Annotated in this window: 15 protein-coding genes and 1 other RNA gene; 7 read left to right on the forward strand and 9 right to left on the reverse strand. The window is 61.3% G+C overall.

Going from position 1 to position 14705, the window contains the following annotated elements; translation table 11 throughout:
- The 5 genes from IG168_RS00480 to IG168_RS00500 form a co-directional block, all read left to right on the forward strand.
- A partial coding sequence (locus IG168_RS00480) for a LysR family transcriptional regulator (RefSeq protein ID WP_319024629.1) occupies positions 1–940 on the forward strand: 940 nt, incomplete at its 5' end.
- 97 nt (positions 941–1037) lie between these two features.
- A complete protein-coding gene (locus IG168_RS00485; protein ID WP_193161182.1) occupies positions 1038–1775 on the forward strand; it encodes a TIGR04219 family outer membrane beta-barrel protein in 738 nt (245 codons plus the stop codon).
- A 272-nt stretch (positions 1776–2047) separates the two neighbouring features.
- Positions 2048–2965: an AraC family transcriptional regulator gene (locus IG168_RS00490; RefSeq protein ID WP_226876387.1), complete on the forward strand. Its 918-nt coding sequence runs from the start codon at positions 2048–2050 to the stop codon at positions 2963–2965.
- Positions 2962–3291 (forward strand): aldo-keto reductase family protein, encoded by a 330-nt coding sequence (locus IG168_RS00495; protein WP_193161183.1) that lies wholly within the window; start codon positions 2962–2964, stop codon positions 3289–3291. Before IG168_RS00490 ends, IG168_RS00495 begins: the two co-directional genes overlap by 4 nt.
- 20 nt (positions 3292–3311) lie before the next feature.
- Positions 3312–4373 carry an NAD(P)-dependent alcohol dehydrogenase gene (locus tag IG168_RS00500; RefSeq protein WP_193161184.1) on the forward strand — a complete coding sequence of 354 codons (1062 nt, stop codon included), beginning with the start codon at positions 3312–3314 and terminating at the stop codon, positions 4371–4373.
- Between the two features lie 142 nt (positions 4374–4515).
- Here the strand turns inward: IG168_RS00500 and aroC are convergent, their stop codons facing one another.
- Positions 4516–5601 carry a chorismate synthase gene (gene aroC, locus IG168_RS00505; RefSeq protein ID WP_193161185.1) on the reverse strand — a complete coding sequence of 362 codons (1086 nt, stop codon included), beginning with the start codon at positions 5599–5601 and terminating at the stop codon, positions 4516–4518.
- A 131-nt stretch (positions 5602–5732) separates the two neighbouring features.
- The gene (gene prmB, locus IG168_RS00510; RefSeq protein WP_193161186.1) at positions 5733–6656 is read right to left on the reverse strand and encodes a 50S ribosomal protein L3 N(5)-glutamine methyltransferase; all 924 of its coding nucleotides are present in this window, start codon (positions 6654–6656) and stop codon (positions 5733–5735) included.
- A 222-nt stretch (positions 6657–6878) separates the two neighbouring features.
- Here prmB and folE point away from each other — a divergent pair, with 222 nt between their 5' ends.
- Together folE and IG168_RS00520 are read left to right on the forward strand one after the other, a co-directional pair.
- Positions 6879–7418: a GTP cyclohydrolase I FolE gene (gene folE / locus IG168_RS00515; RefSeq protein WP_193161187.1), complete on the forward strand. Its 540-nt coding sequence runs from the start codon at positions 6879–6881 to the stop codon at positions 7416–7418.
- Positions 7419–7501: 83 nt separating this feature from the next.
- Positions 7502–7846, forward strand: a complete 345-nt coding sequence (locus IG168_RS00520; protein ID WP_193161188.1) for a 5-carboxymethyl-2-hydroxymuconate Delta-isomerase — start codon at positions 7502–7504, stop codon at positions 7844–7846.
- 28 nt (positions 7847–7874) lie between these two features.
- On the opposite strand, the gene IG168_RS00525 is transcribed toward IG168_RS00520, so the two are convergent.
- The 7 genes from IG168_RS00525 to IG168_RS00555 all read right to left on the reverse strand — a co-directional run bounded on the left by IG168_RS00525 (position 7875) and on the right by IG168_RS00555 (position 14504).
- Positions 7875–8747, reverse strand: a complete 873-nt coding sequence (locus IG168_RS00525) for an alpha/beta fold hydrolase (RefSeq protein WP_193161189.1) — start codon at positions 8745–8747, stop codon at positions 7875–7877.
- Positions 8748–8877: 130 nt separating this feature from the next.
- Positions 8878–9342 carry a phosphohistidine phosphatase SixA gene (sixA, locus tag IG168_RS00530; protein WP_193161190.1) on the reverse strand — a complete coding sequence of 155 codons (465 nt, stop codon included), beginning with the start codon at positions 9340–9342 and terminating at the stop codon, positions 8878–8880.
- Positions 9343–9375: 33 nt separating this feature from the next.
- Entirely contained in the window at positions 9376–9834 is a 459-nt protein-coding gene (locus tag IG168_RS00535) for a DUF4389 domain-containing protein (RefSeq protein ID WP_193161191.1), read from the reverse strand.
- 36 nt (positions 9835–9870) lie between these two features.
- The gene (locus tag IG168_RS00540) at positions 9871–10923 is read right to left on the reverse strand and encodes an NAD(P)H-dependent glycerol-3-phosphate dehydrogenase (RefSeq protein ID WP_193161192.1); all 1053 of its coding nucleotides are present in this window, start codon (positions 10921–10923) and stop codon (positions 9871–9873) included.
- Between the two features lie 195 nt (positions 10924–11118).
- Positions 11119–11193: non-coding RNA, sX9 sRNA (locus IG168_RS00545), on the reverse strand.
- 76 nt (positions 11194–11269) lie between these two features.
- Positions 11270–13186, reverse strand: a complete 1917-nt coding sequence (htpG, locus tag IG168_RS00550; protein WP_193161193.1) for a molecular chaperone HtpG — start codon at positions 13184–13186, stop codon at positions 11270–11272.
- 121 nt (positions 13187–13307) lie between these two features.
- Positions 13308–14504, reverse strand: coding sequence for a serine hydrolase domain-containing protein (locus IG168_RS00555; protein ID WP_193161194.1), 1197 nt, complete (start codon positions 14502–14504; stop codon positions 13308–13310).
- Positions 14505–14705 lie beyond the last annotated feature (201 nt).

Consider the following 14705-nt stretch of genomic DNA (forward strand, 5'->3'; position numbering starts at 1 on the left):
CGGCAACAGGGCCGCCACCACACAAACTACGGAGCGCCCAGTGGAAATCCAATGGCTCAAGGCCTTCCTGGCCATCGCCGAACAGGGCTCGGTGTCCGAGGCCGCGGAACAGCTGCACCTGACCCAGCCCGCAGTCAGCAAGCGCCTGGCCGCCCTCGAACAGCAGCTCGATACGGCCCTGTTCGACCGCATCGGCCGCCGCCTGCAGCTGACCGACGCTGGCCGTGCGCTGCTGCCGCGGGCGCGCCATATCCTCAACGAAGTCAGCGATGCCGAGCGCGAACTGCGCGCCCTCGGCGGCCAAGTAACCGGCAGCCTGCGCATCGCCACTAGCCACCACGTCGGCCTGCATCACCTGCCACCGGTACTTAAGGAGTTCAGCGCCCGCTATCCGGATGTGGCGCTGGATATCGATTTCGTCGATTCGGAACAGGCCTACGAAGCGCTGATGGCCGGGGAATACGAACTGGCAGTGGTCACGCTGGCCCTGAAAGATTACCCGAGCCTGGACGCGCGCATCATCTGGCCAGACCCCTGCGTGGTGGTCGCCGCCCCCGATCACCCGCTCGCCAAAATGTCCGCGCTGGATCTCGCCGACCTGGCCCGCTATCCCGCGATACTGCCGGACCTGAACACCTATACCGGCCGCCTGATCAAACGCGAGTTCGATGCGCAGGGACTGAAACTCACCGCCAAGCTCGCCACCAATTTTCTCGAAACCATCAAGATGATGGCCGGCGTCGGTCTCGGCTGGAGCGTACTGCCGCGCACGCTGGTCGACGAAAGCCTCGCAGTGTTACCGGTAGAAAAACTGAATATCCTGCGCAACCTCGGTGTAATCAGCCACCGCGCACGCACACTCAGCAACGCCGCCAGCGCACTGCAGCAACTCCTGCTCGCCGCAGCGAACAAAAAACCAGCAACCGATGCAAAACACTGAACCGGTTCACAAAAAAAACCAAAAATGTGCGGCGAACACCGGCTTGCGCTAAATAAAGAAGGTAAACTCCGGCGCAGTTTCGAACGGAGAGAACCCAATGAAAAAAATAACCCTAGCCCTGTGCGCAGCACTAGCCAGTGGCGCAGCGAGCGCCGACACCATTCTCGGATTTGACGCTACTGCCGGTGTCTGGCAGCCAAGTTACAGCGGTGCCGTCGGTGTCGACGACTTCAATGTCGACAAGTTCGCGCTGGATGAAGACAACATCACTTTTATCCAGGCTGCCCTCGAGCACCCGATTCCCCTGGTACCGAACATCCTCGTCGCCCACAGCAAGATGGGTACCACCGGCATGGCCGACCTGAGTCAATCCGTGCAGTTCGGTGATGAAACTTTCACCGCCGGCACCAACGTGAATGCCGACCTGGACCTGAGCCACACCGACGCGACCCTCTATTACGAGATCCTGGACAACTGGGTAAATCTGGATCTGGGCCTGACCGCGCGCCAGTACAAGGGCAACCTGAAGCTGACCAGCGACATGCAGTCCGAAGACATTGAACTGAACGGCGTGCTGCCGATGGCCTACGCCATGGCGCGCTTCGACCTGCCATTTACCGGCTGGTCCATCGTTGCCCAGGGCAACGGCACCGGTTACAAGGGCGACACCCTCACCGACCTCACCGCCAAGGTGCGCTGGGACTTCGCTCCGGCACTGGATTTCGCCGTTGAGGCCGGCTATCGCAGCATGTCGCTCAAGCTGTCAGAGCTGGACGACCTGCAGAGCGACCTGACCATCAAGGGTCCATACCTGGGACTGAACCTGCACCTGTAAGGCGGTTCACCCGGTACAAAAAAGGGCGGCCACTGGCCGCCCTTTTTGTTTTTACCGCACGCTTTGACGATCCCCGCCCCGCCCCGCCCTTACGCTATCTTCTAGCGGATAGAATTATTTGCCTCGCTGAAATCAATGTTTCACCCACCGAGTTAAAAGTGGTCTTGGAGGCAGCAATTCCCGCGAACGATTGCGTGAGTCCAACGCCGCTCCCCGGTCTACTCTTTGAAAAGAAACTTAACTCTGTCCCAACTCGGCAAGGGTGCGTGGTTTTGGGTGACTCTATCGACAAAGAATTGACCGCACTGGCCGAGGCAATTGACAGCCAGTGCGAAGGTGATGGCGCCCAGTCAACGCCGCTGCCGGGGCTCAGCCTAGCCCGCGTTACCACCCCCAGCCATCCGCTGCAAACCACCTATGACGCCGCAGTGTGCGTGATAGCACAGGGACGCAAGCAGGCGATGCTGGGCGACCAGCGCTTTGAATATGGTGCTGGCAATTATTTACTGGTCTCGATAGACGTTCCGGTAACGGGTCAAATTGTCGAAGCATCCGCAAAGAAACCGTATCTGTCCCTGCTTCTGGAGCTGGATTCTGACATCCTCGGGGAGCTTATATTGCAAGCCGGCTCCGAAGCGGAACGCGCCGAACAACTTCACCCCAGTCTGGCCGTCGCCAACGCGTCGCCGCAATTGCTGGACGCGGCCACCCGGCTTGTCCGCCTGCTGCAAACACCGGAGGACCTGGCAGCGCTGGGCAAGCCAACGAAGCAGGAAATCTTCTACTGGCTTCTCAAAGGCCGATGCGGTGCCCAACTGCGCCAGATTTCCCAGAGCGAAAGCAAATTGCAACAGGTGAACCGCGCCGTAACCTGGCTCAAGCAGCATTTTCGTGAGCGGGTTCATGCTGACGATCTCGCCGACATCGCAAGCATGAGCGCGTCGGCACTGTACAAGCACTTCAGGATCATCACCAATATGACGCCGCTGCAATACCAGAAGCAACTGCGACTTCAGGAAGCGCGCAGGCTGATGCTGTTCGATGCTCTGGATGCCGGCAGCGCCAGTCATGCGGTGGGATATGAAAGTCCATCTCAATTCAGCCGCGAATATAGCCGCCTTTTTGGCGCCCCCCCCATGAAGGACCTCGCACGTCTGCGGGAAGCTCCGGCAGAACTGCGATATGTTTGAGGACTACATTCGCCATCGACTGGAAAATCAGCCCTTCCTTCGGGAGATTAAAGAAGGAAGAACTGCCCACATGGCTGAAACTCGGCATCGGATTCGTTCCGTTCGGCCCGCAGGGCAAAGGCTTTCTCAGCGGCGCGATCGGCGAATTCACCAGTTTCGACAGCAGTGATTTCCGCGACTTAGCGCCCCGCCTGAAAGAAAGTCTCGCTACAGTCGATTTGGAGTTGACCCCGGAAGACCTGAAAGAGATCGAAACAGCGCTGGCCGATATTTCCGTGCAGGGCGACCGCTATCCCGAAAAGCTGGCAGCCCGGGTCAACCGTTAGACATACAGAGGAGCAAGAACATGAAGACAACCGGCTACGCCGCCCAATCCGCCGGAGCGCCCCTGGCGCCGTTCGAATTTGAACGCCGCGATCTACGCCCCAACGACGTCGCCATGGAAATCCTCTACTGCGGCATCTGTCATACCGACCTGCATCAGGTTCGCAATGACTGGGGCCGGAGCAACTACCCGCTGGTGCCCGGCCACGAGATCGTCGGCCGCGTGATCGATGTGGGCAGCGACGTCACCCACTACAAGGTGGGCGACACTGTCGCCGTCGGCTGCATGGTGGACTCCTGCCAGCACTGCGACCAGTGCCACCACGGCGAGGAGCAAATGTGCCGCGAGGGCATGACCCAGACCTACAACGACGTGGATCGCATAACCGGAGACCGGACCTACGGCGGCTATTCCAAGCACCTGGTGGTGCGTGAGGAATTCGTCCTGGGGGTACCGGACGGCCTGGACGCTTCCCGCGCCGCGCCGCTGCTGTGCGCCGGCATCACCACCTATTCACCGCTGCGTACCTGGAATGTGGGGCCCGGCAGCCGCGTGGGCGTGATCGGGCTCGGCGGACTGGGCCATATGGCGGTCAAGCTCGCCGCCGCCATGGGTGCCGACGTGACAGTAATGAGCCGTTCGAAAGACAAGGAGGCCGATGCGCTGGCCCTCGGTGCCGATCGCCTGCTGGTCTCATCCAATAGTGAGGCGATGGAAGAAGCTGAGTCCAGTTTCGACCTGATCATCGATACCGTACCGGTCAAACACGACCTCAACCCGTATCTGCCCCTGCTGGATATAGACGGCACTCTGGTGCTCGTCGGTCAGATTGGCCCGCTCGAAGAACCGATCACCGTACCGATGATCATGGGGCGCCGCCGCATCGCTGGCTCGCCAATTGGCGGAATCGAAGAAACCCAGGAGTTGCTGAACTTCTGCGCGAAGAAAAACATTCTTCCCGAGTGCGAAATGATCCGCATGGATGAAGTCAACGAAGCCTTCGAGCGAATGGAGCACGCCGATGTGCGCTACCGCTTTGTGATCGACATGGCGTCACTGGACGATTCCGGTAGCAAGGCGTAATCGGGCTGACAAATGGCCCGCTACGGAGAGCGGGCCAGAGAGGGCTGGATAAGCGCGTAATGGATTTGGCACAGTGAGATTGCGGCCGAGTCACACACCCTGGAGCTGAGAAGACGCGCGAAAGGTCTTTGTCAGCACCCGGTTAAATGGTGACGACGCCCGACTGAACGTCGCCGTTCTGCGCGCGCTGGCGCATGACGTGATCGATCAGGACCAGCGCCATCATTGCCTCGGCAATCGGCGTCGCGCGGATACCGACACAGGGATCGTGGCGGCCCTTGGTGACCACTTCGATCGGGTTGCCGTGTACATCGATACTGCGCCCGGGAATACGCAGGCTGGAAGTGGGCTTCAGGGCGATGTGGGCAATCAGTTCCTGGCCACTGGAAATACCGCCGAGCACGCCACCGGCATTGTTGGACAGGAATCCCTCCGGGGTGATTTCGTCGCGGTGCTCGGTGCCCTTCTGCGCAACGCTGTCGAACCCCGCACCGATCTCGACGCCCTTGACCGCGTTGATGCTCATCAGCGCGTGTGCCAGGTCCGCATCCAGTCGATCGAAGATGGGCTCACCCAGACCCGCGGGCACGCCGCTCGCGTGTACTGAGATGCGCGCGCCGATGGAATTGCCCTCCTTGATCAGCGCCTGCATATAGGCTTCCATTTCCGGCACCTTGTCCGCGTCCGGGCAGAAGAACGGATTCTCGCTCACCTGCTCCCAGTCGAGCTTTTCCACCTTGATCGGGCCGAGCTGCGACAGGTAGCCGCGCACTTCAATACCGTACTGTTCCCGCAACCATTTCTTGGCAATGGCTCCGGCAGCGACGCGCATGGCCGTCTCGCGGGCAGACGAGCGGCCGCCGCCGCGGTAGTCGCGCACGCCGTATTTCTGCCAGTAGGTGTAGTCCGCGTGGGCCGGGCGTACCTGCTCGGCGATATTGGCGTAATCCTTGGAGCGCTGGTCGGTATTCTCGATCAGCAGGCCAATGGGTGTGCCGGTGGTTTTGCCCTCGAACACGCCGGACAAGATCTTGACCTGATCCGCCTCGCGGCGCTGGGTGGTGTAGCGGGAAGTGCCCGGCTTGCGCCGGTCCAGCTCCAGCTGGATTTCCTCTTCGCTGATTTCCAGCCCGGGCGGACAGCCGTCGACGATGCAGCCCAGCGCCGGCCCGTGGCTCTCGCCGAAAGTGGTGACGCAAAACAGCTTGCCAAAAGTGTTGCCCGACATATGCGATTTCCCTGCCTACTTTCCCGTCAGAAACTGGAGAACGGCGCATTATAGATTATTCGCCGCGCCGGTGCGCCGCGCGCCGCAAAAAGCGGCGCCGGTACGCGGTGCGCGGCTATCTCTAGGATCAGTTATTCGCCGTCGAAAAAGGATTGGTAGGCCAGCAGCTCCTCGCGGCTGATGGCGAAAACGCCGTGGCCGCCATCGGCGAACTCCGGCCAGACAAAGGGCACCTGCGGGAAGGCCTCTTCCAGTGCTTCCCAGCTGTTGCCGACCTCGCAGACCAGCAGGCCGTCCGGCTGCAGGTGGTTGGCCGCTTCGCGCAGCAGGCGGCGGGTGAAGTCGAGCCCGTCGTCGCCGGAGCCGAGAGCGATTTCCGGCTCGGCGCGGTATTCCTCGGGCATCTCAGACAGGTCCCGCGCATCCACGTAGGGCGGATTGCACACGATCAGCTCGTAACTGAATCCGTCCAGTCCGGCGAACAGATCCGATTGCACCGCGCGCACCCGCTCGTTCAGGTCGTGGCGGTTGATATTGATCTGCGCCACTTCGACGGCACCCTCGGAGATATCGCTCAGGTCCACCCGCGCCTCGGGAAACGCCTCGGCACAGGCGATACCGATGCAGCCGCTACCGCAGCAAAGATCCAGGATCGCCAGCGGTTCCACCTGCAGCCACGGTTGGAACTCGTTGCGGATCAATTCGCCGATCGGCGAGCGCGGCACCAGCACCCGCTCGTCCACATAAAAATCCATGCCACAGAAGTGCGCTTCGTGGGTCAGGTAGGCGGCCGGCAGGCGCTCGGTGAAGCGGCGCTCCAGCAGGCTCATCACTTCGCGGCGCTCGTCCATGGTCAGGCGCGCCTGCAGGACTTCCGGCTTGCTCTCCAGTGGCAGGTGCAGGCCGTGCATGACCAGCAGCAGCGCCTCGTCCCATGCGTTGTCGGTACCGTGGCCGAACCAGAGTCCCGCCTCGTTGAAGCGGCTGGCGCCCCAGCGGATGAAATCCAGCACGGTACACAGCTCGTGCAGGCTGGCTTCACGCTTTTCTATCATTCACTCTATCCTTTACATATTTTGGCCGGATCCGAGCCGGCAGGCCCGCGCGATCGGCGCGAGAGTACGGCAGAAATTCGGCAACAGGTGATCCATGCAGCCCACCCGCGAGTAAAATGACCGGGGCGCCATCCGCGCCCAACGGCGGAACTTTACTCAGGGGTGACAAAAGCTTAGGGTAGCGCACCCGCCCCTCGGGCTGAGATATTGGAATACGACCAGATGAACGAACACTACGCGCGAATTATTGAGGCAATCGGCGAAGATCCGCAACGTCCGGGTCTGGTGGACACACCCGCGCGCGCTGCCAAGGCCATGGAATACCTGACCCGGGGTTACAAGCAGTCCGTGGAAGACGTCGTCAACGACGCCCTGTTCCCATCCGATTGCAGCGAAATGGTTCTGGTCAAGGATATCGAGCTCTACTCCCTGTGCGAGCATCACCTGCTGCCGTTTATCGGCAAGGCCCACGTGGCCTATATTCCCGACGGCAAGGTAGTCGGCCTGTCCAAGGTGGCGCGTATCGTCGACATGTACGCCCGCCGCCTGCAGATCCAGGAGCAGCTCACCGTAGAGATTGCGAATACCCTGCAGAAGGTGACCGGCGCCGCGGGCGTTGGCGTCATTATCGAGGCCAAGCACATGTGCATGATGATGCGCGGCGTCGAGAAGCAAAATTCGGTCATGAAGACCTCTGCGATGCTCGGAACCTTCCGCAGCAACCAGGCCACGCGCAACGAATTCCTTTCCCTGATCCGCTAGCAGCGGAGTCATCGGCGACACAGGGAAGTGTAGTGTCCGACAGGCCGCCGTGCGGCCGCACAGCATTCACGGAGTGAAGCCATATGCCCCATATCGTTATCGAGTATGCGGAAAACCTGGAAGACAGGATTTCCATCCCCGCACTGGTGAGTTCCGCGCAGGACGCCATGCTCCGATCCGGGCTTTTCGCCTCCCATACCATCAAGACCCGCGCCCTGCCCTACCGCCATTTTATTGCCGGCGACAAGGGCGGCAGTTTCATTCACGCGGAGATCCGCCTGTTCGAGGGACGCAGCGAGCGCGACCGCGAATCCCTGAGCTCGGCGGTATTCAATTGCCTGTGCCAGTTTGCCGACGGGGTGCCGGCGGTGACAGTGGAAGTGCGGGAGATGGACGAGAACTGCTATTCGAAACGGCTGCCATTCTGACGCCTTCCTTCGCCGGCAGCAGCCCGCCCTATTCCGCTTCGCCGCGCAGGAAGGGCCCGAACCATTCGGCGATGGCCTCGGCGCCGTCTTCCATGTGCAGGTGGTGTCCACCGGGCAATTCCCTGACGGCGATATTGGGGTGATCGTCCAGTAGCGGCCGCAGGCGCGCAATGATATCGACGATGCCCGCCTCCGCCAGCACCAGCCGTACCGGCATCGCAGCCCGGTCGAGAAACGCCTGCACCTGGGCGTTGTTCAGTTTCACAGTCGACGTCGCCATCAGGCGCGGATCGTTACTCCAAACCACCGCGCCGCCATCGCCAGCGGCATGGGTACCGCGCTCTACCAAGCGCTGGGCGGCGTCGTCGCTGAGGCGGAACATGCCGTTCTTGCGCGCCTCCACCGCCTCTTCAATCGTGTCGAAATGGCGCGGCTTGCGCGCCCCGTAGCGGGCCCGCTGGGCGATGGCCTTGGCCAGCGTCTCCGGTGCCTCGGCATCCTGTGCCGGCGGCGGCACCAGGCCATCGATCAGCGCCATCCGCTCGATGCGGTCGGGAAAGGTACCCGCCGTCAGCATCGCCGCCACCGCGCCGCGCGAGTGGGCCAGCAGCGAGAACTTGCGCCAGCCCAGCGCGTGCGCCACCCCCAGCACGTCCTCCACTTCTTCCCAGATGTTGTAATTCGCATCCCGCGAGCGGTGGTAACTGAGTCCGTGCCCCGCCATATCCACCGCCACCAGGTTGATCCCGCCGAGCAGCGGCGCCAGCCGGTCGAAGCTGGCACAGTTGTCCAGCCAACCGTGCAGTGCCAGCACCGGCGCGCCATCGGGGTCGCCCCACTGGCGCGCGGCAATGGTCTTGCCATCGAATTCGAGGGAAATTTCGCGGGGAGACGGATTCATAGGGAGGCCAAATCTGAAATAACCAGCATGGAATCTTGCCGACAGCGGCGAAGCCGTTCAATGACGCAATGCGCCAGGGCAGATGGTGGATTGACTGGGAAAGTCGGCAACGGCGGAGCGGAGTAAACGCCTATATTCCGTCGGCGTGCTGCAGCCACGCCAGTTCGGCGCAGCCATTGGCCCACACGTCGGCGTTGAGGCAGGCGAGGCTGGAAGTGCCCAGCGGGTGCGCGTTGTCGCTGCCACAGAGGCCATTGACGAGGCTGCCCACCAGCGGCTGGTGGCTGACCAGCAGCAGGGGGAAATCCGCCGCGTCCGCTTGCTGCAGCGCATCGAGTACCGCCTGGGGATCGGTATCGCCGATCAGCAGCGGCTGCGTAGTGACTGGCAACTGCAGATGCTCGGCGACGATCTGTGCCGTCTGCAGGGTGCGCACAAAGGGACTGGCCCAGATGGCGCGCACCTGCGCGAGTTCATCGGCGCGGCGCGCACAGATACCCGCCACCTGGGCGCGCCCGCGCTCGGTGAGCTGGCGGGCGGCATCGTCGCCGAACATCGGTTCGGCCTGGCCGTGACGCAGTATCAACAGTTGCACAGACAACCTCCGCGCTGGAGAGAGGGCCGGGAATCAGCTCTTGGCCTCACCCTCGTCTTCGGTGGATTTGCGGCCGCCGGAAGATTTTTTCGCCGGCGCTTCCTTCTCATCGGAATCGGCGCTCAGGACAATAGCCTCTTCCGCTTCTTCATCTTCGGCCACGATTTCTGCTTCCACTTCCTCGGCACTTTCATACCCGGACAGATCGTCCACATCGGATTCCGGCCACTCGGAAAACGGGAAGGGCTTTTCCTCAGAGTTGTAAATCAGGAACTGCAGCGTCTGGTAGATGTAAGACGCGATCTGGTCCCCCAGACGACGCAGGTTGTCGTTGGAGGAGCCAGTGATAATCGAAAACAGGAATTGCAGCACTACCACCGCCAGCATGACGAAGCCGGCGATTTCCAGCAGGAAAGCAAAAAGCACCATATATACCAGGCGCAGCCACTGGTTTCCGGAGGTCAGGTTGGTCTTCAGTTCTTCATTATCCATAAATTATCACCGTCAGGGTTTGGCTCTATTCTGGCTTTACGGCTTTGCCGAGTAGGCCACGTCAAAGGTTTGTGCGCCCGACATCAATTCGCGTATTACCTCCGGAATCGGCCGCTCTTCAAATAATATGGCGTGAATCGCGGAAACCAAGGGCATATAGACGCCCAATTCGTCTGCTTTGTGCTTAATCAGCCGCACGGTGTTCACACCCTCGGCCACCTGACCGATTTCTGCGACGGCCTGTTCCAGCGGGCGGCCCTTGCCCACCAGGTATCCAACCCTGTAATTGCGGCTGAGATCGGAGGAGCAGGTCAGGATCAGGTCGCCGACACCGGCAAGGCCGATAAACGTCATCGGATCCGCACCCATGGCTTCGGCAAAGCGCATCATTTCCGCCAGCGCACGGGTAATCAGCAGACTGATGGTGTTCTGGCCGCGGTTCAGCGCCACCGCCATGCCGGTGACGATCGCATAGATATTTTTCAGTGCACCGGCCAGCTCCACGCCAAACACATCGCCGCTGGAATAGACGCGGAAAGTCTCCGAATGCAGCACTTTCTGGATGCGGCTGCACAGGACCTCGTCATCGCTGGCGATGACTGTGGCGGTGTAATGCCCCTCGACAATTTCCTTGGCAAAGTTGGGACCGCTCAGGACACCGACGCGCATATCGCGGGTCTCTTCGCGCAGGATGTCGCTCATCAGGTGGAAGCTGTCGTGCTCGATCCCCTTGGTGGTGGAGATCAGCATGGTGCCCGGCTCCAGCAGCGGCGCCACGCGCCGCACCACCTCACGGAAGGACTTACTCGGAATCGCCACGAACACGATCTGGCAGCCGTCGATGGCCTCTTCCAGTTCGCAGGTGATTTTCAGGTCCGGGTGCAGGGGAACGCCCGGCAGGTAGTAGTGGTTCTCGCCCATTTCGCGGCAGTTGCTCGCGCGCTCCGGGTCGCGCATCCACTGACGGGTGTCGTGGCCGTTGCCGGCGACAATATTGGCGATAGCAGTACCGAAACTGCCGCCCCCCAGTACAGCAATGGAAAAGGTTTCGGCGGAGGCCGATTTGATGGTTTCCGTCTGTGTCGTCATACCGATAAAGCTTTTGTTCGAGTTTTGCGGATTATAGAGGGGCGGCACTGGCAGCCCAATGACGGCAGGGAAAAAATGTGACTTTCGCTCAGATCGCGTACAGTTAACGAGCGTTTATTGCCAGATCGCGCAAAAGTTACCCAGCGAAACGGAAAATGGCCGCCGCCCGATACGGCAGATAGCGTGTATAGAAGCTGCTGCACAACGTAGCGAGCGGGTGCCTGGTGGTGGCCGCCGGAGCACAGTCACCGCAGTGTACAAATCGTACATGAGGATGACGACCGGGCTGGCGCTCCAGCACCGCCGGACGCCGCCAGGCGCCCGCGCAGTAGTTGTGATGCAGTTTCTAGCTGTTTAGCTCCAGCAGCAGTGTGTTCAGTCGACGCACATAATCCGCCGGATCGGTGAGCTGGTTGCCGGCCGCCAGGTTGGCCTGATCCATCAGGATATTGGTCAGGTCCGCGAAGCGCTCCTCGTCCTGCTCCTGGTCCAGGCGCTGTACCAGCGGGTGGGACGTGTTCAGTTCGAAGATCGGCTTGGCTTCCGGCAGTGCCTGGCCGGCCTGCTCGAGAATGCGGCGCATCTGCGGCCCCATATCCTGCTCGCTCACCACCAGACACGCGGGGGAGTCCACCAGGCGCGTGGTCGCGCGCACGTCCTCGACGCGGCTTTCCAGCACTTCCTTCACGCGCTCCACCAGCGCACCGGCCTCTTTCTCGACCTTCTCGCGCTCGGCCTTGTCCTCGTCGGTCTCGGCTTCACCCAGGTCCAGCGCACCCTTGGCGACATCCTGGAACGGCTTGCCGTCGAACTCGTGCATATGGCCGACAAACCACTCGTCCACCTGGTCGGTCAGCAGCAGTACCTCGATGCCCTTCTTGCGGAACACTTCCAGATAGGGGCTGGACTTGGCCGTGGCGAAGTTGTCGGCGGCCACGTAGTAGATGTACTTCTGCCCGTCCTTCATGCGGCCGACGTATTCCTCCAGGGACTGATCCTGTTTCGGCACATCGGTGTGGGTGGTGGAGAAACGCAGCAGCTTGGCAATCTTCTCCTTGTTGGCGAAGTCCTCCGCCGGCCCCTCTTTCATGACGCTGCCGAACAGATCCCAGAAAGTCTGGTACTGGTCCACGTCCTTCTTCGCCAGCTTCTCCAGCATGTCCAGCACGCGCTTGGTCAGCGCACTCTTGATCGCGTCGGTGTTGCGGTCCTTCTGCAGGATCTCGCGGGACACGTTCAGCGGCAGGTCGTTGGAGTCCAGCACCCCTTTGACGAAGCGCAGGTACAGCGGCAGGAACTGCTCGGCGTCGTCCATGATGAAGGTGCGCTGTACGTACAGCTTCAGGCCGCGGGTGGCGTCGCGCTGGTACAGGTCAAACGGCGCGCGGCCGGGGATGTACAGCAGACTGGTGTAGTCCAGCTTGCCTTCCACCTTGTTGTGGCTCCAGGTCAGCGGGTCGTCGAAATCGTGGGAGACCAGCTTGTAGAACTCCTTGTACTCGTCGGATTTCACCTCGGAGCGCGGGCGGGTCCACAGGGCCTGGGCGGCATTGACCACTTCGAATTCCGGTGCCTTGCTTTCGGCCTCTTCCTCGCCCTCGGCGGCCGGAGCCTCTTCCTTCAGCATCTCCACGGGGATGGCGATGTGGTCGGAGTATTTCTTGATGATCGAGCGCAGGCGCCAGCCGTCGGCGTATTCCCTGGCGTCGTCCTTCAGGTGCAGCACCACCCGGGTACCGCGGTTCGGCCACTCGACATTTTCCACCGAGTACTCGGCCTCGCCGCTGCACTCCCAGTGCACGCCCTGGTCTGTTTCCAGACCTGCGCGGCGGGTAAACACGTCCACCTTGTCGGCGACGATAAAAGCGGAGTAGAAGCCCACACCGAACTGGCCGATCAGGTGCGCGTCCTTCTTCTGGTCGCCGGTCAGGTTCTGCATAAAGGCGGAGGTACCGGAGCGCGCGATGGTGCCGAGGTTCTCGATGACCTCGTCGCGGCTCATGCCGATACCGTTATCGGTAATCGTGAGAGTGCCCTCTTCCTTGTCGAATTCAATGCGGATGCGCAGCTCCGGGTCCTCTTCCAGCAGCTCCGGCTTGGACAGGGCCTCGAAACGCAGCTTGTCGGCCGCATCGGACGCGTTGGAAACCAGCTCGCGCAGGAAGATCTCCTGGTTGGAGTAGAGCGAGTGGATCATCAGGTGCAGTAGTTGCTTGGCTTCCGTCTGGAAACCGTGGCTCTCTTTATGGGCCTCAACGGTCATGGATAGGTCTCCCCGTACACTTCAATTCGAAATCGGAACAGGGAGCAGATATAGGGGTGGCCCGCCGGGTTTCAAGGGCGGGCGTGTGACCGGCCGGGCGGATCCGGCCAGATTCCGCAGGTTATTCGCCCGCGAGGGCCGTGGCGAGGGTACTGCCGTGGCCAGTGATATCGATGACGAAATTGGCGGTCAGGTCGGAAATGACGCGGGATTCCGCGTTCATCAGGATGACGATACCGATCTTGCGCTTCTCGGAGTAGGCCACCGCGGCGCGGAAACCTGCCACCCAGCCGCCGTGGTAGATGATGCGGTCGTCGCCGATGGAATACAGGCGCCAGCCGAGGCCATAACCGGCGTGGGTCAGGTAGTCGCGCCAGATGCGGTGGCGCATATGCCGCTGGGTGGCGACCCGCTCGGTGGTGATATCGTCGATCACCGCCGGCGACAGCACTTTCGGGTAGTAGCCCATCTGCGCCTTCAGCCACTGGGCCATATCGCTGATGCTGGCGTTGACGCCGGCGGCCGGCGCCGCCAGGTAATACTCTTTCTCCACTTTCACCGCGCGCCAGCCGCGGCCGGTCTGCACGTGGGGCGCGGCGCGGTTGTTGGAGGCCATAAAGCTGTCCCAGCCCAGCGAGGCATCCTGCATCTTCAGCGGCGCAAAGAAACGCTCCTTCAGCTGGCGCTCATAGGTGGTGCCGGTGGCCTTCTTGATCACGTCGCCGATCAGGCTGAACAGCACATTCTGGTAGCCGTAGCAGGTGCCCGGCTTGCAGCGCGGGTCGATATTGGCGAACTTCGGCAATATCTTGCTGAGCGGCTTGTTGTCTTCGAGGTAATTGTCGTAGGCGTTGGGGGTCAGGCCCGAGGAGTGGCTCAGCAGGTGCTGCACCTGCAGCTGGCGCGACAGCGAGGGCGTCTTGAAACTGAGCTGGGGTACGAAGCTCACCACCCGGTCATCCCAGCTGAACTTGTGCTCGTGCTCCAGCACCGCCGCCATGCTCGCAGCAAAGGTCTTGGAAACCGATGCCAGGCGGAAGACGGTGTGCGTGTCCACCTTGCCGCTCTTGCCCTTGATCCGCACGCCATAGGTGCTCATCGCCACCACATGGTCGCCGTCGACGATGGCGTAGGCACCGCCGGGGATGCCCTGCTGCTTCATCAACTGGCGGAAATAGCGATCGAATTCCTTCGCGCTGGTCTTGATATCTTCGGCCTGCACGGAGGTCGTGCCCAACAGCATCAACGCCAGGCACAGGTAGATGGCACCTCTCGGGCGCCAGCAGGCAAACAGAGTGATCAGGGATTGAGGTCTCATGCCGTACTTCGGGCCGCCGCGGCAATTCATTACTTGTTATTAAGACTAGCAGCCCGCGAAAAAATTCTCTTCCCGTCTGCCCGCTCGAATCAAGCGCGGCATTGTACGCAGAAACCTGATCCAACGCACAGCGCGCGTGCCAAATAGGCACGCTTTTGCGCTTTTTGTGGGCAGCGGGCACAAAAAAACCGCCTTTCGGCG

The organism is Microbulbifer hainanensis (assembly GCF_014904735.1).
GTDB classification, from domain to species: Bacteria; Pseudomonadota; Gammaproteobacteria; order Pseudomonadales; family Cellvibrionaceae; genus Microbulbifer; species Microbulbifer hainanensis.

Excerpts from the sequence above, each read along its gene's own strand:
- IG168_RS00485 (WP_193161182.1), top strand. The coding sequence starts at position 1,038 with ATGAAAAAAATAACCCTAGCCCTGTGCGCAGCACTAGCCAGTGGCGCA.
- IG168_RS00500 (WP_193161184.1), top strand. The coding sequence starts at position 3,312 with ATGAAGACAACCGGCTACGCCGCCCAATCCGCCGGAGCGCCCCTGGCG.
- aroC (WP_193161185.1), bottom strand. The coding sequence starts at position 5,601 with ATGTCGGGCAACACTTTTGGCAAGCTGTTTTGCGTCACCACTTTCGGC.
- prmB (WP_193161186.1), bottom strand. The coding sequence starts at position 6,656 with ATGATAGAAAAGCGTGAAGCCAGCCTGCACGAGCTGTGTACCGTGCTG.
- folE (WP_193161187.1), top strand. The coding sequence starts at position 6,879 with ATGAACGAACACTACGCGCGAATTATTGAGGCAATCGGCGAAGATCCG.
- IG168_RS00520 (WP_193161188.1), top strand. The coding sequence starts at position 7,502 with ATGCCCCATATCGTTATCGAGTATGCGGAAAACCTGGAAGACAGGATT.
- IG168_RS00525 (WP_193161189.1), bottom strand. The coding sequence starts at position 8,747 with ATGAATCCGTCTCCCCGCGAAATTTCCCTCGAATTCGATGGCAAGACC.
- IG168_RS00535 (WP_193161191.1), bottom strand. The coding sequence starts at position 9,834 with ATGGATAATGAAGAACTGAAGACCAACCTGACCTCCGGAAACCAGTGG.
- IG168_RS00540 (WP_193161192.1), bottom strand. The coding sequence starts at position 10,923 with ATGACGACACAGACGGAAACCATCAAATCGGCCTCCGCCGAAACCTTT.
- htpG (WP_193161193.1), bottom strand. The coding sequence starts at position 13,186 with ATGACCGTTGAGGCCCATAAAGAGAGCCACGGTTTCCAGACGGAAGCC.
- IG168_RS00555 (WP_193161194.1), bottom strand. The coding sequence starts at position 14,504 with ATGAGACCTCAATCCCTGATCACTCTGTTTGCCTGCTGGCGCCCGAGA.